Raw genomic sequence first — 19,761 nt, forward strand, 5'->3', positions numbered from 1 at the left:
AATATATCGTAAACATGTTCGTAAATGCGTTCTCTTGGGCTTTTCTCCACTAAGCTAGAAGAAGTGCACACCGCACCCCATCAGGACCGTACACAGCGACCTTCAGCGAGGATAGTATGACTCCCCCTTCTCCTTCCGGAGCACCCACTCCCCAGGCGACCGAGAGCCTCACCGTAGCGGCACCGAATATCCCGGCGGCTTCTGCGCACCTTGCTGAGCGTATTGCTGAAGAGCAACGAGCCTACCTGCACGCTTTTGACACTCTCATGGCTGAGTTTTTTACCCGCCAGCGCGAGCTACTCGAGGGCATTTCTGCCGAAACTCTACCCCTGCTGGAGGCCATTGAGTCCCTCTCCACCGGCGGCAAGCGCCTGCGCGCCCTGCTGAGCTACTGGGGTTGGCGAGGTGCCGGCGGCGCACCCGTCACCGAGAACCGCGCGTCCTGGTCCATTGTGAAGGCGGGCATGGCGGTGGAGCTATTCCAGACCTCCGCGCTGATTCACGACGACATTATCGACCGCTCCGATACCCGCCGCGGCGCACCCTCCGTGCACAAGCGCTTCGAGACGGCACACGAGCAGAATAGCTGGCGCGGTGATGCCTTCAACTACGGTCTGACCGGCGGTATTCTTGCCGGTGATCTGACCCTGGCGTGGTCTGCCGAGGTTTTCGCGTCCCTGGGTGAGGGGGCAATCTACGGTGCCCCCGCACGCACTATTTTTGACCGGATGCGCACCGAGGTTCTGGCGGGTCAGTACCTGGACGTCTACTCCGAGGTTCTCGAAACCGAGGATGCTCAGGCGGCTCTGCAGCGTGCCCTGAACGTGATTCGTTTCAAGTCCGCCAAGTACTCGTGCGAGCACCCCTTCACGATTGGTGGCGCTCTGGCTCTGCAGGCTACCGCGCTGGAGAACGGCGCCGGTGCCGTGAGCGAGCAGCACCCGGTACTTGCCGGTTACCGTGCGTTCGGCCTGCCGCTGGGTGAGGGTTTCCAGCTGCGTGATGACGAGCTGGGTGTCTTCGGCCAGCCCGAGGTGACCGGCAAGCCCGCTGGCGATGACCTGCGTGAGGGTAAGCGTACCGTGCTGGTAGCGCTCACCTCCGCCGCTATTTCTGAGGGCGACGCGGCGCTTCTGCACAATAGCTTGGGCAACCCCGAGCTGAGCGATGAGCAGGTGGAGCGCATCCGTGAGCTGATGGTTTCTTCGGGCGCTTTCGCCAAGCATGAGCAACTGATTGAGCAGAAGTCTCAGGCTGTGTTTGAGGCGCTGGAGGCGATGAACCTGGACGAGCTGGTGCACGCGGCGCTGACCGATATTGTGGGCCGTGCACTACGCCGCAAGGCATAGATGCACTGCGCTGCAAGGTATAGATGCGCTGTGCCGCAAGGCATAGAGGTTCAGCACAGTTAGAACGTTAAACACGTTGAGGCGGCATACCGGAGTATGCCGCCTCAACGTATTGAGCTATCGTGCCGAACCGGTGCCACCTAGCAGGTGCTACCAAGCGGTGTTACCAAGCCAGTGCCTGCGCACGGCGACGAATCTCAGTCTTACGACCGTCGATCAGTGCGTCGATGGGACGGCCGGGCAGGGAGTCGTCGTTGGTGTACAGCCACACGATGGCTTCTTCATCGCTAAAGCCGGAGTCCTTCAGGACAACGAGGGTGCCCTTGAGGGATTCGAGAACTCGCGAACCGTTCAGGAACAGTGCGGGTACCTTGCGCACGTTGGTTTCCGGGTCGCGCAGTGCGATGAGCGTACCATCAGAAATCAGGTTGTGTACGCGGGTCACCTTCAGGTCGAGGGCCTGCGCAATTTCGGGGATAGTTACCCAATCGCCGACGAGGGCGAAGGTCTGAGCAATATTTTCGTTAGTCACCTTTTAAGAGTGCCAGAGCTGGCACGTATTTACCACTTTTGACCCGCATCTGGCATGGGGGCTCTCCTACGCACCTTTTGTTTTTGAGCGTTGCCCGCGGTTCGTGAATTGGGTTCGGAGCGTTCGGCGCTTCTTAAGAATTCGCTGAGTGTTCACCTGTTCGGCCCCCTTTGGCATCGTTTCTCCCCAGGTGGGCGGGCTAAAATGTTGAGACGTATGAATACTCCCAGCCCACGCCGGATTTCTCCCGTGAACCCTCGTTCTTCTTCTAATACTTCTGTTCCTCCCGCCACTCGTCCCGCTGCCTCTGATACCGCTATCGGTTCTTCGCAGTGGCTCAGTGGCGCCATTATTGAGGGTCACTACCAGGTGGGTTCGCTCATTGGCCGCGGCGGCATGAGCGAGGTCTATTATGCGCTGGACCTGTGGTCGAATAACCCGGTCGCGCTCAAGGTCCTCTCCCCCGCTCTGGCTGAGGATGCGGCGAACCGCCAGAAGTTCCACCGTGAAGAGCGTTCGATGCGCCAGGTGGGTGGCGGCGGGCATACGGTGGGCGTGATCTCTTCGGGTACCGAATATTTTTCGGGCAAGATGGTCATGTACATCGTCTTGGAGTATGTGCACGGCTGCACCCTGAGTCAGCTGTTGCGTGTGCGTAATGCACTGTCCCTGGGTGAGGCTCTGGATATCCTCATTCCGGTGGTGGAGGCGCTCTCGGAGGTGCACGCGAACCGCTACCTGCACGGCGATATTAAGCCGGGCAATATTCTTCTCGACGCTAACGGTCAGGTGAAGCTCACGGACTTCGGTCTTTCCCGCCGTGATGATCAGGTGGATGCGGGCGCCCCCATGGGTACCCCCGCCTACGTTGCGCCGGAGGTCCTGGACCCGAAGGTGAAGGTCGGCGCGCAAGCCGATATTTTTGCGCTCGGCGTGATGATGTACCGTATGCTTTCAGGTCGTCTGCCCTTTGTGGGTCTGGAGAATGACCAGCAGGTGCTCTACCACAACGCCAACATTGAGATGCCCGCGCTGACCGATGTGGCGCCGGGTGCGGACCGCGATATTGCGGGGCTGATTTCGTGGTGTACCCGCAAGCAGCCTCATGCCCGCCCGGAGGATGCGACCGAGCTGTTTACGGCTCTGCTGGAGATTTCTGAATCGTTGGGTGAGTCCGAGCGCGCCTGGCGTGCCCCCTCGTGCCCGGAGCCGGAGCTTCCCCTCTGGGAGGCTGTTGCCGATATTGCGGAGCGTAGCGGTGCCGCGCAGATGGTGCGTAACACCCCGATTAGTGCTTTTAGCGATGCCCGCGATCTGCTGGCGTACGATGTGTACTCCCCCGATAGCCTCGTCTACGATGCCTCGGCTGCGGGGCAGGGCGTGCACCTTGCCGACGTGGACGCTGAGGACTCCGTGCTGAACCGCCAGGGCATTCCACCGCTGGTAAGTTCCGCTCCCTATGACGAGGATTCTGAGGGCGAGCCGGAGAAGGGCAAGAAGTCCGCTAAGCGCGGTTTGGGTTCTTTCCTTGACCGTCGTGCGGGCGCGAAGAGCCCGCAGACTCAGTCCGTCGGTATTGGTCCACAAACAGAGCAGGAGTTCATCTCAGCTAACGGCGAGTACGCCCCGATTCAGGCGGAACGTTCGTTGAGCCCCTCGGGTTCGCGCCGTTCAAAGGCTAAGGTGGCGGCGAGCGCTTCTGAGGCTGAGGAGTCTACGGGTATTTCTGATGATTCCGCTCAGTCTTCGAAGAAGGATCCTCGTCTGCCCGCCAAGCAGTTTAGGACCCCGCCCTCGGGTATGGCGGTGGGCAGTTGGGCTCTGGCGCTGATTCTGCTGGGCATGGGTTCGAGCTTTACCGGTTGGTGGCTTGCGACCTCACTGGTGCAGTCGCAGTGGTGGCGCAATATTGAGGCGTTCCTGACCTTCTAGTAGTGTTCCCCCTCGAGCACTCTGTCCTCGTCTGTGCACTCTGTCCTCGTCTGTGTGGTGCGCAGGTTAAACGTAATGCCCGGGTCTTCATTCATCGTGAGTGAAGACCCGGGCATTGTTTTTCTGCTATTTCTCACCGACTAGTACGGCGAGGCGCATGAACGTTTTATGCGCGGTTCTTGAGGTACTCGGAGACCAGGAACGCGATTTCCAGGGACTGCGAGTGGTTCAGACGCGGATCGCACAGGGACTCGTAGCGGTCAGCCAGTGCTGCCTCGTCGATAGCATCGGAGCCGCCCAGGCATTCGGTCACGTCGTCGCCGGTCATCTCCACGTGGATACCGCCGGGGAACGAGCCCAGTGCCTCGTGCACCTCGAAGAAGCCGCGAACCTCGTCGAGCACATCGTCAAAGCGGCGGGTCTTGTAGCCGGAGGGCACGGAGATGGTGTTGCCGTGCATCGGGTCGGTAACCCAGACGACCTTCGCGCCTTCAGCCTGAACGCCCTCAACGATTGCGGGCAGCTTCTCGCGGATGTTCTTCGCACCCATGCGGGTGATGAAGGTCAGGCGGCCGGGCTCGCGGTTCGGGTCGAGCTTATCAATCAGGGCGAGCGCGTCCTCTGCGGTGGTGCTGGGGCCCAGCTTCACGCCGATGGGGTTACGGACCTTGGAGAGGAAGTCCACGTGTGCATCGTCGACGCCGCGGGTGCGCTCGCCAATCCACAGGAAGTGCGCGGAGGTGTCGTAGGGCAGCTGGGTGCGCGAGTCGATGCGGGTGAGGGCACGCTCGTAGTCCAGCACGAGCGCCTCGTGGCCGACGTACAGGTCGGTGGTCTTGAGCGCTTCGAAGTTAACGCCGCAGGCTTCCATGAACTTGAGGGCGCGGCCGATTTCGCTGGCGGTCTCCTCGTAGCGCTCGTGCGCGGGGTTGGAGGTGAAGCCGCGGTTCCACTGGTGCACGGCGCGCAGGTCTGCGAAGCCGCCCTTGGTGAAGGCACGCACCAAGTTCAGGGTGGATGCGCTGGTGTGGTAGCCGCGCAGCATGCGCTTGGGGTCGTGTACGCGGGCTTCGGGGGTGAAGTCGAAACCGTTGACGGTCTCGCCGCGGAAGGAGGGCAGGGTGACGTCGCCGCGGGTTTCCATGTCTGCGGAACGGGGCTTGGAGAACTGACCCGCCATGCGGCCCATCTTCACCACGGGCATGGAGGCGCCGTAGGTGAGCACTGCAGACATCTGCAGGATGGTCTTGACGCGGCCGGAGATCTTGTCGGCGGTTGCACCCGCGAAGGTTTCTGCACAGTCGCCGCCCTGCAGCAGGAATGCGCGACCTTCAGCAACCTCACCGAGTGCCTGGCGCATGGCGTCGACCTCACCGGCGAAGACGAGCGGCGGTACCGAGTTCAGCTCGGCGATGGTGCTCTCAAAATCTTCGTGCTCGCTCCAGGTGGGCTGCTGGTCAATGTGCAGCTGGCGCCAGGTGTCCAGGCCGTGGTCGGGGGCCTGCGAGGTGCTGAGGTTTTGATTGCTCATCTTCACTCCATCGGGATGGTCTTGTGCGTTTTCTGATTCAGCCCCGTTTCGGGTGCTCGGCGCACCGTGTATGGCGTGCCAGCTTACGATTTTTCAGGCTGAATAGACCTAATTGTACTCTTGCTTGCTTCAACGCCTAACCCCGAGGTCAGGTACATCTCACATGTTTAGATAGCGCCACCCGGTATCGGCGATAAGCGGGTTGATAAGTGCCGTTGCAGAACGGCATACGAAAGGGCGGGATGCGGCGCGTACCGCATCCCGCCCTCTGGCGTATGTGCGCACCCGTTTGGGGTACTGTCTCAATGTCTAGTACTGCAGGTCTAGTGCTGCAGGTGCGCGATAGCTTCGTCAGCGCTCATGTTCTTATCAGCCATGAGCTTCTTGACGCGGTCGGCGTACACGTCCACGTATTCCTGGCCGCTCAGGGCACGAATCTCGGAGCCGATACGGTCGGCAATCTCGCGCTGAACGCGGTGGCTCATGTCTGAGCCGTCGGTGTATTCCTCGAAGTTGAGGGGCTTGCCGATGATGGTGCGCACCTGAATGGGCTTGCCGTCGTGGCGCAGGCGGACGCGGTTCGAGCCGGAGGGCTGGATCAGGTCGGTACCGATCTGGCCGACGGGCACTACGGGTACGCGGGTTTCTAGGGCGAGGCGGGCGACGCCAACCTTGGGGCGGTAGCCGCGTCCGTCGGGGCTGCGGGTGCCCTCGGGGTAGATGCCAATAACGCCGCCGTCCTTGAGGACCTGCGCACCAGCATTGAGGGATTCCTGGCTCTTCTGGCCGCCGGAGCGGTCCATGGGAAGCTGGCCAACACCACGGAAGAACGCCGCCATGGCCCGGCCCTTCACGCCGGGGGTGGTGAAGTAGTCGATCTTGGCGAGGAAGTTCACGGTGCGAGGCATGGCGAGAGGAATGAAAATGGAGTCACAGAACGCCAGGTGGTTGCTTGCGACAATGTAGGGACCCTCGGGCAGATTCTCAAGGCCCACCACGTCATGGTGGTACAGTCCCTGCAGCAGGGGGGAGCCAAGAATCTTGAGCGTTGAATAGAGGGCGGTGTTAGGCATTGGGGTCTCCTCTCTGAATATTCCCGGGTCAATTCTATCTTGTCTGGAGCGTAGCGAGATAATGAAAGAAAGAGAACGATTTTTCTGTGCACCGGTGTATCGGTGCATTTGAAGCGATATACCAGCACCGGTGCTGTATCTGCGATAGCCGGTCAGGGTGCGTTATAGAGCCTGCACCTGCGTTCATATTCTCGCAGGTTGGCGAAGGAGGACCATGAGCATTTTTGATAACTCGTTGGAGCCGCTCAAGCGGATGCGCCGCAAGGCTCGCGAGCGCAGGCTTCTAGCAACCCAAAATGTTAAGGACTCCCTGGCGCGTCGCCTCGAGGGCGACCAGGAAGCGTTCGATCACTCCCCCGTTTCTTTTAGTCCTGACCCGGCGCAGCATTCTGTGGGTATTTTGCTGGTGCACGGGTTTACGGGTTCACCGCATAGCATGCGCCCGTTGGCTCAGCATTTTATGGAGCTCGGCTATGCGGTGGAGATGCCTGTTCTGACGGGTCACGCGACCCGTTGGCAGGATTTGCGTAATAGCACGTACCAGCAGTGGCTGGCTTCTGCCGAGCAGGGGTACCGTCGCCTGGCTGATCAGGGTCTGCAGGTGGTGGTCATTGGCATGTCGATGGGTGGCACGGTGGCGGCTCATCTATCGGCTCGTCTGCCGGTGGTAGGCACGGTGCTGATTAACCCCTATATGGTGGATGTGAACCCGATGATGCGCCACGCAGGTAAGGTCTCGAAGGTTCTGCCGGTGCTCAAGGCGATTGGTTCCGATATTGCGGTTCCGGGCGTGAGTGAGGGCGCGTATTCTATCGTTCCGACGGCGGCGGTGTATCAGCTGCATCTTTTGGGCGCTGAGACTCGTGCTCTGATTCCTCAGTTGAAGTCGCCGGTGCTGTATTTGCGTTCACTGGGCGATCATACTGTGTCGGATAGCTCCCATAGATATTTTCTCGAACATTGTTCAGTTCCTGTAGAATTTAGGTGGCTGACCCGCAGCTACCATGTGGCAACCCTGGACTATGACGCAGAGTATCTGCTCTCCACCATCCAAGATTTTGTCGCATCCCTAAACCACTAATTCTGCGGCTCCGCTCGCTACAACTGGCGCAAGCATCACCCGCCGTAGCGAGTAGAACAACAGATAGATATTACGGCTCCTTGGGCCATCGAGGGCACCCCTCGGTACCGGATTCGCCACGGGTCCACGCCCTGATTTGAAAGGCGCATTATGAAAGTCTTCTCCACTCCCGCTGAGGTTATTGTCGACCCCTCACTGAATCTGACAAGCATTGTTGAGCGCCATCGTGCCGATAGCTCCAATCCGGTGCTGTACCGCCGTCAGATGTCTCCGGGTAACTGGCAGCCGGTTCGCGCCCAGCAGTTCCACCAGATGGTGACCGACCTGGCTAAGGGCATGATTGCCGCGGGTATCCGCCCGGGTGACCGTGTGGGCATTATGAGCCGCACCCGTTTTGAGTGGACTGTCATTGACTTCGCGATTTGGTATGCCGGCGCTGTCTCCGTGCCGGTGTATGAGACGAACGCTGCCGCCCAGGCGGCGTGGGCACTGTCCCATTCTGAGGCTGTCGCTATCTTTGTCGAGGATGAGAAGCTCCTGAATCGTGTGGCTGAGGCTGAGGAGTTCGCCTCCACGACTGAGGAACCCATGCAGTTGAAGCACCGCTGGGTCATTGAGAACGGCGACCTTGATGCCCTCAGCGCTCGCGCGTCCGAGGTGAGCGATGAGCAGCTGGAGCAGGTACGTTCCGCTGCCGGCTGTGATGACATCGCGACCATTGTGTATACCTCCGGCACGACCGGCCGCCCCAAGGGTTGCGCGCTGACTCACGGCCACTTCCTAAACCTGAGTGTCAACACCAAAATGGTCGAACCCGAGATTGCGAACTCCCGCAACTCCTCCATTCTTTTCTTGCCGCTGGCGCACGTTCTGGCGCGTCTGATTCAGGTGCTGGCACTGGATGCCGGTCTGGTCATCGGTCACTCCCCCAATATTAAGAACCTGGCTGCTGACTTGGATAGCTTCAAGCCGACCATGCTGCTGGTGGTGCCCCGCGTCTTTGAGAAGGTGTACGAGGGCGCCATGGCGAAGGCGGCTAAGGGCGGCAAGTTCAATAAGTCGCTCTTTGAGCGTTCCACCGATATTGCGGTGCGCTGGTCACAGGCGAAGGTTGAGGGCCGTGTCCCGCTGAAGCTGGCGGCGCAGTACGCTCTCTACGACAAGCTGGTCTACTCGAAGCTGCGTGCGGCTCTGGGCGGCGAGCTGCGCTACGCGGTCTCCGGCGGCGGTCCCCTCGGCGAGCGCCTGGCGCACTTCTTCCACGCGGTGGGTGTGCAGGTGGTTGAGGGTTACGGCCTGACCGAGACCTGCGCCCCGATTGCGGCTGGCCGCATCAACCCGTACCAGATTGGCATGATTGGCCCGCTCATCCCCGGTTCCGAAGGCTATATTGCTGAGGACGGCGAGCTTCTGGTTCGTGGCGTGGGCGTGATTAGCAGCTACTACAAGAACCCCGAAGAGGACGCTCAGGCGTTCACTGAGGACGGCTGGTTCCGTACCGGTGACCTGGCTCATTTCGATGAGCGCGGCTACCTGAAGATTGTGGGCCGCAAGAAGGAAATCATTGTCACCGCCGGCGGTAAGAACGTGATTCCGGGTATTGCGGAGACTCATCTTCGTACCTCTCCCCTGGTTTCTCAGGCGATGCTGGTAGGCGATGAGAAGCCGTTCGTTGCGGCTCTGGTGACCCTGGATCCGGATACCCTGCCCGAGCAGTTGGAGCACTTGGGTCTGCCGCGTTCGCTCTCCATCCCGGAGGCTGCTGTTCACCCGGCGGTTCGTGCTGCAGTTCAGAAGCTCGTGGACGAGGCGAACCAGTTGGTTTCCCGCGCTGAGGGTATTCGCGAGTTCCGCATTATGAACCGCGATCTGACCGAGGCGGACGGCTATCTGACTCCTTCGCAGAAGTTGCGCCGCGCGAAGATTCTGCAGGACTTCTCCTCCTACGTGGATGAGATGTACGGCAAGGTTTCCGATAGCACGTCGGATTCTTTGGCTCGCCTGCAGGAGTACGCGGCGGAGCAGTCTGAGAAGTTCGCTGAACTGCGTGAGCAGGCGGCAGAGCGTCTGCACGAGTACGCGGACCACCAGGCGGAGCGTCTTGCCGAGCTGCGTGAGCAGGCGGCTGAGAAATTTGAGGAGCTGCGTGAGCAGACCGCCGAGATGATGCAGAAGCCTCAGGAAGAGGAGGCTGAAGAGGCGAAAAAGGCTGAGGAGTCTTCCGCTAATGCTCCGGCTGAGAAGCCCGTGCAGGATGAGAAGAAGACTGTTGCAGAGCAGAGCCCTCAGAAGTCTGACAGCGACACGGCATAACCGGCTCTGGCCACCAATAACGAGAGGAGGGGGTCGTACCACTTAGGTACGACCCCCTCCTCTGTGTTTGTCCGCTAGAAGCCTATGCTTGCTAGAAACCTAGGCTTCCGGGCGTTATCTAGCCGCCGCTAGCTGGCGGATTCTTCGTTTGCGGGCTCGTCGAATTCCAGACCGAGCAGCGCGTTCTCAACGACTTCGGTCAGTGCCGGGTGGATCCAGTACTGGCCGCGTGCGAGGGTGCGCGCGTCCATGCCGAAGCTCATTGCCTGCAGTAGCGGCTGGATGAGCACGGAGGATTCTTCACCGACCAGGTGCGCACCGAGCAGCTCGCCGTTGTCCTTGCGGGCAATCAGCTTGCACAGGCCGATCTTGTCTTCCATTGCCCAGCCGTAGGCGGTGTCGCCAAAGTTCTGTGCCTTGACGGTGATCTCAAAGCCTTCACGTTCAGCTGCCTGGCGTGCCTGCTCTTCGGTCATGCCGACCACGGCAATCTGTGGGTTGCTGAAGACGGCAGCCGGTACGTAGCGGTGGTCGCTGGCACGCAGATCCTCGGGGTGGCTGAGGTTGTGCTGCACAACGCGGGCCTCGTGGTTTGCCACGTGCTTGAGCTGGTAGCGGCTGGACACGTCGCCGAGGGCGTAGACGCCGGATACGGGTGCGCCGTTGTAGAGCACACGCTGGTACTTATCGACGCTGAGCTGGCCGCCGTCCTGCACGTCGAAGTAGTTCTTCGCGTTGAGAGTGTCGGTGTTGGGGCGGCGCCCGGTCGCTACGAGCACAGCGTCTGCCGGGATTTCGAGCAGTTCTTCACCGTTCTCAGTGGTGTGCTTTGCTACAACGGTCACGCTGCCGTCGGCGTTCTCACGGATTTCGGAGAGGGACGCATTCTTGACAATGTTCCACTGCTTGCTTGCGGCTTCTTCGAAACGTGCCACAACCTCTTCGTCCACACCGCGCAGCAGGCGGGAGGAGCGGTTCAGCTGGGTTACTTCGGTGCCGAATGCGGAGAAAACGTGGGAGAATTCTGCCGCAATCACACCGCCGCCAATGACGACCATGCGGGCGGGCAGCTCATCCATGCGCATGACGTTGTCGTTGGTGTAGACCTTGGAGGAGTCGATACCGGGTACGGGAGGCAGCACGGCGCGCGAACCTGCCGCAACGACAATCTGGCGGCTCTGCAGTCGGGTGCCGTCGGTCAGCTCGACGGTGTGGGAGCCGACGAAGCGCGCGTACTGGTCGTAGAAGTCGACGTTGGGCAGACCGGCACGCCATTCGCGGCCGCCTTCAACAATCTGGTCAATGCGAGAGGCAAAGATGCGGTCACGAATCTGTGCCCAGTGCACGGCGTCTACATGTGCGTCGACACCCAGGTGCTTGACCTCGCGGGTCTTCTGCGCAATAGTCGCCGGGTAGACGTACATCTTGGTGGGGATGCAGCCAACGTTCAGGCAGGTGCCGCCGAAGATGCCGCCGTCGATGAGGGCGACCTTCTTGTCGTCCCATTCGGGGCCGATGAGGGTGTTGCCGGATCCGGAGCCGATGACGATGAGGTCGTATTGTGCTACGCCGTCAATGCGTTCTACGTTCTCGATGCTCATGTGGTCCTCTCGTTGTTGGTGTTGAGGCTGGGCTCGTTCCCAGCATGCCCCTCGATAGCGGGGTTATTTCTGTTACTGCCACTATAACGCGTGGAGGCTACCGGCTATTCCCACTATCTGGTGTCAATGTTGACGGATATGCGAAAGGTGCGCCGTCCCAAAGAACCACAGCGCTGAGAACACAGCGGTTCTTTGAGAAGACGCACTCAAGCGTTGAGAACTATTCGAGCCCGCGGATTAGTGACGCGTATATGTCTGCGCTAAGAGGTCAGCGATTAGATGTCTGCCATAAGCCCAGCCAGCAGACGGGTGAAGTCAATGGCGGGATCAACCGATTCTTCGTCGGGCCAAAAATGAATCGGGTACGCCGCACCCTGGGCGCGTTGCAGCACGGGGCTTTCAGCGAGCACCGGCTCTGCGACAAGATCGCCGAAAAGGGAGCGCATTTCGTCGCGTCGGTAGCGGTGTTCGCTGTCGTTGGGGCGCATCTTGTTGATAACTACTCCCGCACCGTCAATGCTGATGCCGCTTTCCTGCTGAAAGCGCACGATGGCGCGCAGGGTTCGTTCGGTGCCCGCCACGGAGAAAAGGGAAGGCTCTGCGACCGAAAGGATGCGCTCGCTAACCGCCCAGCCCATCGAAGACAGGGTTCCGAGGAACGGCGGGCAGTCAATCAGGATGACGTCGTAGGCGTCCGCTGCCGCCTCCACCATGCGCTTGAATCGGCGGATGAACGGTGCCGCTTCCTGCCGGTCCACGAGGGTGGAACGAGCCGAACCGCGCGCCACCTTCACGCTACCGGTGGTCACGGGGTTATTGGTCAGCAGGGTGGGCTTGCCGACGAGGGCATTCCAGGAGGAGCTACCAGCTTCTTCAGCGAAGGCACGTTCATTGGAGCTAGCGATTAGAGAGGCGACGTCGGGGATGGTTTCATCCACTGCCAGGCCGGTGCTGGCGTCGCCGTGGGGGTCGAGGTCAATAACGAGTGTGGAGAGTCCGCTGTGTAATGCCGCGGAGGCGAGCCCCAAAGTGATGGACGTTTTGCCAACGCCACCTTTGAGACTGCTGATACTGACGATGCGGGGCATGCAGGTCCCTTTTTTGAGTGAGGTGTAATGCCCCTTTATTTTAGCGAATCTTCGCTTTTCTTCCGGGTCTGACAGGGGTGTATCTTGAGTTTTTTCTCAAGTGAGCATTGAATATTCCCTCGCATTTAAAGCTTCAGCCCGCGCTCGCTACCCGATAGGTAGTGAGCGCGGGCTGATTCACGTTTTGTGTTTTATGCCTGTGCGCGGCGGGCACGGCGGGCGGCAAGTTCGTCGCCTTCGAAGTTTTCGTGCATTTCTTCGCCGGGCTGACCGTTGAGGTTCATTTCGATTTCGCGCCAGACGCGGCCAATCGCGATACCGAAGACGCCCTGACCAGCCTGAACCAGGTCGATAACCTCGCTCGGGGAGGTGCATTCGTAGACGGTGGTACCGTCACTCATCAGGGTGATGTTCGCGAGGTCGTCAATGCCGCGGGTACGCAGATGCTCGATGGAGGTGCGAATCTGCTGCAGGGACACGCCGGTGTCGAGCAGTCGCTTCACAATCTTAAGCACGAGCACATCGCGGAAGCTGTAGAGGCGCTGGGTACCGGAGCCGGAGGCGCTACGCACGGTGGGTACAACCAGGTCGGTGCGTGCCCAGTAGTCGAGCTGACGGTAGGTGATGCCTGCTGCCTTGCAGGCGACGGCGCCACGGTAGCCGAGGTTTTCCTCGACGACAGAGACCGGGTCGGTGAAGAGTACGCCTTGTTCACCGCGCGGAGGCGGCGCTACGGGGAAGAGGGTGTCGAAGCCATCCAGGGGCTGGTCGAAGCCCTGGGGTGCCTCATGGGTGCCTGCGGCCTCGCCTGCATTTTCGGCTGCCTGCTGCTCTAGCATGGTCCCTCCTTTTCGTTAACCCGTTTAATGCGATTCACCGCGCCCTATCAAATGTGGTCGACTTCGTTCCGGTGTAGCCCCGATTTTCGGGGTGAGATTCTAGGGCTAGGCCTTAGAATCTGCATCTATGATTCGCGTGGCTTCCCTCTGCGAGGTTAGCTACGCGGTTTTCAATACTACACATTGGCTCGACTATTCGGTTCGTAGAACACGATTCGATAGTGCGACCGATGCGCGATAGGCGCGGTTGTTCAATCTATTTTAACTGATAGAGGGCTCTACTTAAAATTGAACCCACCGAAGCGAATGATCTTTTCAGATTCATTCGTACCTCTTTAACGCCCTGTGGGGGGTGCTCCTCCCCCGCTATTCTCCTCGCTTTTTCTGGGTATCCATCCCACAGGGGAGTTTAAAAAGTAAATGCGTACGGAGCAGTCCGTACGCATTTACAGCTGAGTTGAGTGAACAGCCTTGGCAGGCCGGGAGCCCCCTGGTGAGAAAGCTCTTCGTGTTGGACGAAGGGGTAGAAATTCCGAGCGTGCCAGCGTCGGCTTCGTCCAAGTCTAGAGGCCGCTACCCGTTGGTAAGGGGTAGGGACTATAGAGGGAATCACCATGGTCAGTGGTGTTTCCCGAGGGAAATCCCCGTTTGGGGTGTGGTAGAACCGCTGAGGGTTTACGAGCAGCAGACTGTCCGGTAGTCTGCGTCTTCGTGCGCCTACTCGTAGGTAGGCATCGCCGATTCGACCAGAGTTGCGTGCAGCTGCAAGCACAACTTGCGGATCTTGTCGGCTCGTTCCTGTGCCTGAGCCTGAGAGGCTGCGTCGCGGCGTGATGCCAGCGGAGCCACCGCAATTTCCACGAGGGAAATTTCGCGGTCTGCCGCTGACTTGAATGCGCGCAGGTGACGAGGCTGAATGCCGTGCTGGGTCAGTTCTGCACTAACGCGGGCAATCAGCACATCGTAATCGGTGTACTCCACATCCGAACCGTCTTCGAGCAGTCCAAAGTCAATCAGCTCGCGAATCAGTTCGGGGGTGGTGTTAGCGTATTCTGCCAGCTCGCGGAGAGTGTAGGTGCGACCTTCCTGCTCGTTCGGGCCAAGGACGGTGTCTAGCACGTCTTCGCTTACGGTGGCAGGCATGGAGTTCAGTACGCGACCGGCTTCCATGTCCTCCAGGTGCTGACGGATTACCTTGAGCGGCATGTAGTGGTCGCGCTGCATGGTGAGGATGTAGCGCAGGCGCTCAATATCCGTCTGGGAGTACTTGCGGTAACCGGTTTCGGTACGGCTGGGGTGCACGAGACCGCGCTCCTCCAGGAAGCGGATCTTGGATGCACTAATTCCGGGGAACTCCAGGTCAAGCTGGCTAAGAACCTGACCAATGGTCCGGCTCTTAACGTCACGCGGGTTACGGTCAGAGTCGCCGTTCTCCACGTCCTCTAGTTGAACCTCAGCGTTAGTGAGGTTCTCATCGATGCGTGAGGTCATCTATGTCTTTCGGGTACTTGTTCAGCTGATGTCGATACGAGCCGAAATTTGAGTGAGTGGCTCGTTCCCCAGTCGGGGTCTCGCTTCGTGCCGAACATCTTTGCTTAGTGTTGAGAGTGTGATAGATAAGTTTAGTTGTTTATCACGAAATGATAAACCGCAAACCTTCGAGACAATCTTATAGCCTCACAAGGCATTTTGCTATTCAGTTCGCCCTTCTCAGGGGCTTTTTGAACCAAAAAATAACCACACAACCAGACACTATCCAATAGAGACAGTACCAATTTTAGCAAAATTCCAATACTTCGAGCATGTGTGTCTCATATTGGACTGTTTTACGGGGAAAATTTTATCTTCTCGCGATAGTTGAAGTTTTCATCACATTTAACTTGAAAGAGGCCCCCACTAGGGGTTTAGCCATCTTTCAAGCCCCTCAGGCAGCTTCAGAGACCCTCAAGATGAACCTTAAATGCGTCCATTTATTTGCGTTTGTGTGCACTTTAAATGAAAAACGGCGAGACCAATCGGTCTCGCCGTTTTATCAGTACGTACCTCTTAAGATGAGGGACGCCAGAGTTATAGAGTCTATCGACTTAGAGCTTGTCCAGCTCAGCCTTGTATGCCTCTGCATCCAGCAGGTTAGCCAGGTCGTCAGCATTCTCGGGGCGAATCTCAATGATCCAGCCCTCGCCGTAGGGGTCAGAGTTAACCAGTGCGGGATCGTCTTCCAGAGCCTCGTTCGCTGCAACAATCTCGCCCGCAATAGGAGCGAAAAGATCAGAGACAGACTTGGTGGACTCGATCTCACCGAAGCTATCCTCAGCAGCTACAGAGTCGCCGACAGAGGGAAGGTCGACGTAGACGACGTCACCCAGTGCATCCTGAGCGTGGTCAGTAATACCAACACGTACGGTGCCCTCGGCGGTGAGAGCGGAAACCCACTCGTGCTCAGAAGTGTACGAGAGTTCTGCGGGAACGTTGCTCATAGCAGCGGTGTCCTTTCAGTGTGATTTTGCGTAGCGCGGACCGTCCCGCGCACGGTGTCGTTCCGCGTGTGGGATAGCGAAACGTCCTACACCAATTATCACATAAGAAGTAACGCGGGGCACGCCCAAACACCCCCGTACCACTTCTACGACACTATTTTTCCTCTTCTTATTCGTGCATCTAACCATCCACACCGTATCGACTTCTAGACGCCCCTCTATTCATCACTTTCGCACACGGCTCCATACAGGCCTATCACTCCCCCGATAAGAGCCCAGCAGAAACGCAAAAGGCTCAGGACCCCACACCATGAAGGTGCAGGGCCCTGAGCCTCAGACTAGAGAGCTAAACTCTCACAGCGTCTTAGCGGGAAGAAATGACGCGCTCGGAGAAGCGGTTCGGGTTACCGAAACGGTGTGCGGTAATCGAAACAGCCTGCTCGCGGAGGAAGGGCAGCATCTCGATACGGCCAGCCTCGGTGACGGGTGCGAAGTACACTGCAACATCCGGGCGACCACCCAGTGCCGAGTAGATGGACTTCACGTCGTTACCGATGTAGCGGATACGGGTGCCTTCCAGCGGGGTGCCAGCCAGTGCGCGAACCGGGGTCTTAGCGTTCGAAGCCAGGTACTCGCGGAACTGAGCGTCCGACTTGACTTCGTACTTGATGCCCTTGTTCTCGAGGACGCCACGGACGTCGACCGGCAGGTCCTTACCGACGGACAGAGCGACCGGTGCGTTAGCTGCCAGACCGGCGAGCACAACGCGCAGGGTCTCTGCTGCGGATGCGGACTCGTCTGCACGAACCAGAACCTGGGTGGGTACGTAGCGCAGGATGTTGCGCTCCACGCCCAGCTTCGAGGGATCGTGGCCGAAGCCGAACTCGGTGTCCCAAGCGTGTGCGTCAGAGGAGACACCGCGCTTGATGAACTCGAAGTCCTCGCGCTTGCCCAGCTCGGATTGCTCGATGGTAGCCAGGGTCTCGCGGACGGTCACCGACTGGGTGACAGCGGTTGCGGTTGCCTGTGCCGGCTCCCAATCGGACAGAGCGATCAGGTAGCTGGGGCCACCAGCCTTGGTACCGGAGCCAACGGTGGACTTCTTCCAACCACCGAAGGGCTGACGCTGAACGATTGCACCGGTAATTGCACGGTTGACGTACAGGTTACCTGCCTGGACCTTGGAGAGCCACAGCTCGAGCTCGTCAGCATCCAGCGAGTGCAGACCTGCGGTCAGGCCGTAATCGGGTGCGTTCTGCAGCTCGATTGCCTCTTCCAGGGTCTCAGCGGTCATGATGCCCAGGATGGGGCCGAAGTACTCGGTCATGTGGTACTCGGAACCGGGCTTGACGCCTTCGCGAACACCGGGGCTCCACAGGCGACCGGTCTCGTCCAGTTCCTTGGGCTGAATGAGCCAGCGCTCGCCCGGGCCGAGGGTGGTCAGACCGCGCAGCAGCTTCTCTTCCGGCTTCTGAACAACGGGGCCCATCTCGGACTCAATGTCCTGCGGGTGTGCCACGTGCAGAGAGCTGACGGAGTCGATCAGCTGGCGGCGGAAACGCTCGGACTGTGCCACGGAGCCAACCAGGATAACGGTCGAACCAGCGGAGCACTTCTGACCTGCGTGGCCGAATGCCGAGTAGACGACGTCCTTGACGGCGAGGTCGATGTCAGCGTTCGGGGTGACGATGATGGAGTTCTTACCCGAGGTCTCACCGAACAGGGGCAGGTCATCACGCCAGGAGCGGAAGAGCTCAGCGGTCTCGTAGCCACCGGTCAGGATCAGGCGGTCAACCTCGGGGTGCGAGATGAGCAACTTGCCTGCAGCGCGGTCAACAACCTTGACGAGCTTCAGAACTTCCTTGGGAACGCCTGCATCCCACATGATCTCTGCGATCAGGGCACCGGTGCGAGCGGTGATGGTTGCGGGCTTGAAGATGACAGCAGAACCTGCAGCCAGACCAGCCAGAACACCACCGGCGGGGATAGCGGTCGGGAAGTTCCACGGGGGAACAACCAGGGTCAGGTCAACAGACTTGTGCTTTGCGCCGTCGATCTTCTCGAGGTCCTCAGCCAGCATTGCGTAGTAGTATGCGAAGTCGATTGCCTCGGAGACCTCGGTGTCACCCTGCTCCAGGGTCTTGCCAGCCTCAGCTGCCATAACCTCCAGCAGGTCACCGCGGCGCAGTGCGATAGCCTTACCGACCTTGCGCAGAATCTCTGCACGCTCGTGGCCGGAGAGCTTGCCCCATGCCTTGCCTGCTTCTTCGGCTTCCTTGATCAGCTTCTCAGCCTCAGCCTCGCTGGTCAGCTCGTTAGCCTTGAGGGTTTCGATGCCCAGCTTGGTGGTCTTGGAGCGCTCGAGGATTGCGCGGCCCCACTCACGGTTACCGGCCAGTGCGGGGTCGGTGTCGGGGGTGTTCTCGAAGCGACCTGCCGGTACGAAGACGTTGTCCTCGTTCTCGGTCAGACGGTTCTGGGTGCGCTTGGGTGCGGGAACCTCGTCGGTGACGGAGTTCAGTGCACGCATGAAGCGGTCCTCTTCGCGCTTGAAGATGGACTCATCGGTTGCCAGGTCGAAGATACCGGACATGAAGTTCTCGGAGGAAGCGTTCTCCTCGAGACGACGGATCAGGTATGCGATTGCAACGTCGAATTCCTTGGGGTTCACGACGGGCACGTACAGCAGCAGGTGGCCAACGCGGCGGCGGATGATCTCTGCCTGCTGCTCAGCCATACCGATCAGCATCTCGAACTCGACGCCGTCCTTGACGCCGCGGTCCTCGGACAGCAGCAGTGCGAATGCTACGTCGAAGAGGTTGTGACCTGCAATACCGAGGCGAACGTTCTTGGTGTGCTCGGGGCGCAGTGCGTAGTCCAGAACACGCTTGTAGTTGGTGTCAGAAGCCTGCTTGGTGTCCCAGGTGGTCAGCGGCCAGCCGTGCATAACAGCTTCCACGATTTCCATGGAGAGGTTTGCACCCTTAACCAGGCGGACCTTGATGCCTGCGCCGCCAGCAGCAACGCGCTTTGCGGACCATTCCTGCAGGTGCTGCATTGCAGCCAGGGTGTCGGGCAGGTATGCCTGGAGCACGATACCGGCTTCCAGGTCCTTCAGGTGGGGCTGGTCCAGGATCTTGGTGAACACCTCAATGGTGAGGTCCAGGTCCTTGTACTCCTCCATGTCCAGGTTGATGAACTTCTTGGGGGAGGTGGATGCAGCCAGCTCGTACAGCGGGGTCAGGCGGCGAACAGCGGTCTCAACGACCTCGTCGAATGCCCAGTGCTGGTGGGGGCCGGAAACTGCGGACACCTTAATGGAGACGTAGTCAACGTCGTCGCGTGCCAGCAGGCGCTTGGTCTCAGCCAGGCGGTGCTCTGCTTCCTTGTCACCCAGAACTGCCTCACCGAGCAGGTTGACGTTCAGGCGGTTACCGGTCTTGGTCAGCTCTGCAATTGCGTCGCCCAGCTTCTCCTCGGAAGCGTCGACGATCAGGTGACCGACCATCTCGCGCAGCACGCGGCGTGCAACGGGAACGGTGGGCCATGCGACCTTACCAGCCAGCTTGCCACCGAAGCCAACAGCGGACTTCATGTACCAGGGCAGGAAGGAAGGTGCCAGGCCGGAAATGCGGGAAAGGTTGCGGCCGGAGACGTTGTCGTCCTCGGGGCGAATAACGCCATCAACAAAGCCGACGGTGAAGGGAAGACCATTGGGGTCCTTCAGAACACCGGCGAGCTGCTCAGCCGCGAAGGTGGGCTTGATCGACTGGGACTCGTTTACCCACTGACGAACAAGCTGACGAGCTTCCAGAGCCATCTTCTGGTAGTGCTCAGATGCGAAAGGATGGGTCATCCTTGACTCCTAACTATCTTACTGTGTGCGGTGCACACCACGTTTGGCGATGTCTCTATTTCACCACAAAAGGGTAATAAATACCTCAT

At 59.4% G+C, this 19,761-nt stretch carries 13 protein-coding genes; 4 read left to right on the forward strand and 9 right to left on the reverse strand.

Translation table 11 applies throughout. The features are described 5' to 3' along the window. The first annotated feature begins 116 nt into the window (after positions 1–116). A complete protein-coding gene (locus tag LPB405_RS01750) occupies positions 117–1,349 on the forward strand; it encodes a polyprenyl synthetase family protein (RefSeq protein ID WP_219101696.1) in 1,233 nt (410 codons plus the stop codon). Between the two features lie 163 nt (positions 1,350–1,512). Here LPB405_RS01750 and LPB405_RS01755 read toward each other — a convergent pair whose 3' ends face one another. Further along, on the reverse strand, positions 1,513–1,881 hold the full coding sequence (locus tag LPB405_RS01755; protein WP_219101697.1) for an Rv2175c family DNA-binding protein: 369 nt from the start codon (positions 1,879–1,881) through the stop codon (positions 1,513–1,515). A 249-nt stretch (positions 1,882–2,130) separates the two neighbouring features. Between LPB405_RS01755 and LPB405_RS01760 the strand changes: the two genes are divergently transcribed. Next, complete coding sequence (locus LPB405_RS01760; protein ID WP_257604949.1) at positions 2,131–3,813, forward strand: serine/threonine protein kinase; 1,683 nt, start codon at positions 2,131–2,133, stop codon at positions 3,811–3,813. 166 nt (positions 3,814–3,979) lie between these two features. Here LPB405_RS01760 and LPB405_RS01765 read toward each other — a convergent pair whose 3' ends face one another. Then, positions 3,980–5,344, reverse strand: a complete 1,365-nt coding sequence (locus LPB405_RS01765; RefSeq protein WP_060823683.1) for a class II 3-deoxy-7-phosphoheptulonate synthase — start codon at positions 5,342–5,344, stop codon at positions 3,980–3,982. 323 nt (positions 5,345–5,667) lie between these two features. After that, positions 5,668–6,417: a lysophospholipid acyltransferase family protein gene (locus LPB405_RS01770; protein WP_219101699.1), complete on the reverse strand. Its 750-nt coding sequence runs from the start codon at positions 6,415–6,417 to the stop codon at positions 5,668–5,670. A 214-nt stretch (positions 6,418–6,631) separates the two neighbouring features. On the opposite strand from LPB405_RS01770, the gene LPB405_RS01775 reads away from it, so the two are divergent. After that, complete coding sequence (locus LPB405_RS01775) at positions 6,632–7,498, forward strand: alpha/beta hydrolase (protein ID WP_219101700.1); 867 nt, start codon at positions 6,632–6,634, stop codon at positions 7,496–7,498. 150 nt (positions 7,499–7,648) lie between these two features. Continuing rightward, positions 7,649–9,811, forward strand: coding sequence for an AMP-dependent synthetase/ligase (locus LPB405_RS01780; protein ID WP_219101701.1), 2,163 nt, complete (start codon positions 7,649–7,651; stop codon positions 9,809–9,811). A gap of 128 nt (positions 9,812–9,939) precedes the next feature. On the opposite strand, the gene LPB405_RS01785 is transcribed toward LPB405_RS01780, so the two are convergent. From LPB405_RS01785 to LPB405_RS01810, 6 genes are all read right to left on the reverse strand, one after another. After that, on the reverse strand, positions 9,940–11,412 hold the full coding sequence (locus LPB405_RS01785; RefSeq protein WP_049362847.1) for a mycothione reductase: 1,473 nt from the start codon (positions 11,410–11,412) through the stop codon (positions 9,940–9,942). Positions 11,413–11,687: 275 nt separating this feature from the next. Then, positions 11,688–12,500 carry a ParA family protein gene (locus LPB405_RS01790; RefSeq protein WP_049345252.1) on the reverse strand — a complete coding sequence of 271 codons (813 nt, stop codon included), beginning with the start codon at positions 12,498–12,500 and terminating at the stop codon, positions 11,688–11,690. A gap of 191 nt (positions 12,501–12,691) precedes the next feature. Further along, positions 12,692–13,339: a MerR family transcriptional regulator gene (locus tag LPB405_RS01795; RefSeq protein ID WP_219101702.1), complete on the reverse strand. Its 648-nt coding sequence runs from the start codon at positions 13,337–13,339 to the stop codon at positions 12,692–12,694. A gap of 717 nt (positions 13,340–14,056) precedes the next feature. After that, complete coding sequence (ftsR, locus tag LPB405_RS01800; RefSeq protein WP_200963203.1) at positions 14,057–14,830, reverse strand: transcriptional regulator FtsR; 774 nt, start codon at positions 14,828–14,830, stop codon at positions 14,057–14,059. A 593-nt stretch (positions 14,831–15,423) separates the two neighbouring features. After that, positions 15,424–15,816: a glycine cleavage system protein GcvH gene (gene gcvH / locus LPB405_RS01805; RefSeq protein WP_219101703.1), complete on the reverse strand. Its 393-nt coding sequence runs from the start codon at positions 15,814–15,816 to the stop codon at positions 15,424–15,426. 364 nt (positions 15,817–16,180) lie between these two features. Then, the gene (locus LPB405_RS01810; RefSeq protein WP_219101704.1) at positions 16,181–19,672 is read right to left on the reverse strand and encodes a bifunctional proline dehydrogenase/L-glutamate gamma-semialdehyde dehydrogenase; all 3,492 of its coding nucleotides are present in this window, start codon (positions 19,670–19,672) and stop codon (positions 16,181–16,183) included. Between the last annotated feature and the right edge of the window lie 89 nt (positions 19,673–19,761).

The organism is Rothia mucilaginosa (assembly GCF_019334805.1).
Lineage (GTDB): Bacteria > Actinomycetota > Actinomycetes > Actinomycetales > Micrococcaceae > Rothia > Rothia mucilaginosa_C.

Excerpts from the sequence above, each read along its gene's own strand:
- LPB405_RS01765 (WP_060823683.1), bottom strand. The coding sequence starts at position 5,344 with ATGAGCAATCAAAACCTCAGCACCTCGCAGGCCCCCGACCACGGCCTG.
- LPB405_RS01770 (WP_219101699.1), bottom strand. The coding sequence starts at position 6,417 with ATGCCTAACACCGCCCTCTATTCAACGCTCAAGATTCTTGGCTCCCCC.
- LPB405_RS01750 (WP_219101696.1), top strand. The coding sequence starts at position 117 with ATGACTCCCCCTTCTCCTTCCGGAGCACCCACTCCCCAGGCGACCGAG.
- LPB405_RS01795 (WP_219101702.1), bottom strand. The coding sequence starts at position 13,339 with ATGCTAGAGCAGCAGGCAGCCGAAAATGCAGGCGAGGCCGCAGGCACC.
- LPB405_RS01785 (WP_049362847.1), bottom strand. The coding sequence starts at position 11,412 with ATGAGCATCGAGAACGTAGAACGCATTGACGGCGTAGCACAATACGAC.
- LPB405_RS01775 (WP_219101700.1), top strand. The coding sequence starts at position 6,632 with ATGAGCATTTTTGATAACTCGTTGGAGCCGCTCAAGCGGATGCGCCGC.
- LPB405_RS01790 (WP_049345252.1), bottom strand. The coding sequence starts at position 12,500 with ATGCCCCGCATCGTCAGTATCAGCAGTCTCAAAGGTGGCGTTGGCAAA.
- gcvH (WP_219101703.1), bottom strand. The coding sequence starts at position 15,816 with ATGAGCAACGTTCCCGCAGAACTCTCGTACACTTCTGAGCACGAGTGG.
- LPB405_RS01780 (WP_219101701.1), top strand. The coding sequence starts at position 7,649 with ATGAAAGTCTTCTCCACTCCCGCTGAGGTTATTGTCGACCCCTCACTG.
- ftsR (WP_200963203.1), bottom strand. The coding sequence starts at position 14,830 with ATGACCTCACGCATCGATGAGAACCTCACTAACGCTGAGGTTCAACTA.
- LPB405_RS01810 (WP_219101704.1), bottom strand. The coding sequence starts at position 19,672 with ATGACCCATCCTTTCGCATCTGAGCACTACCAGAAGATGGCTCTGGAA.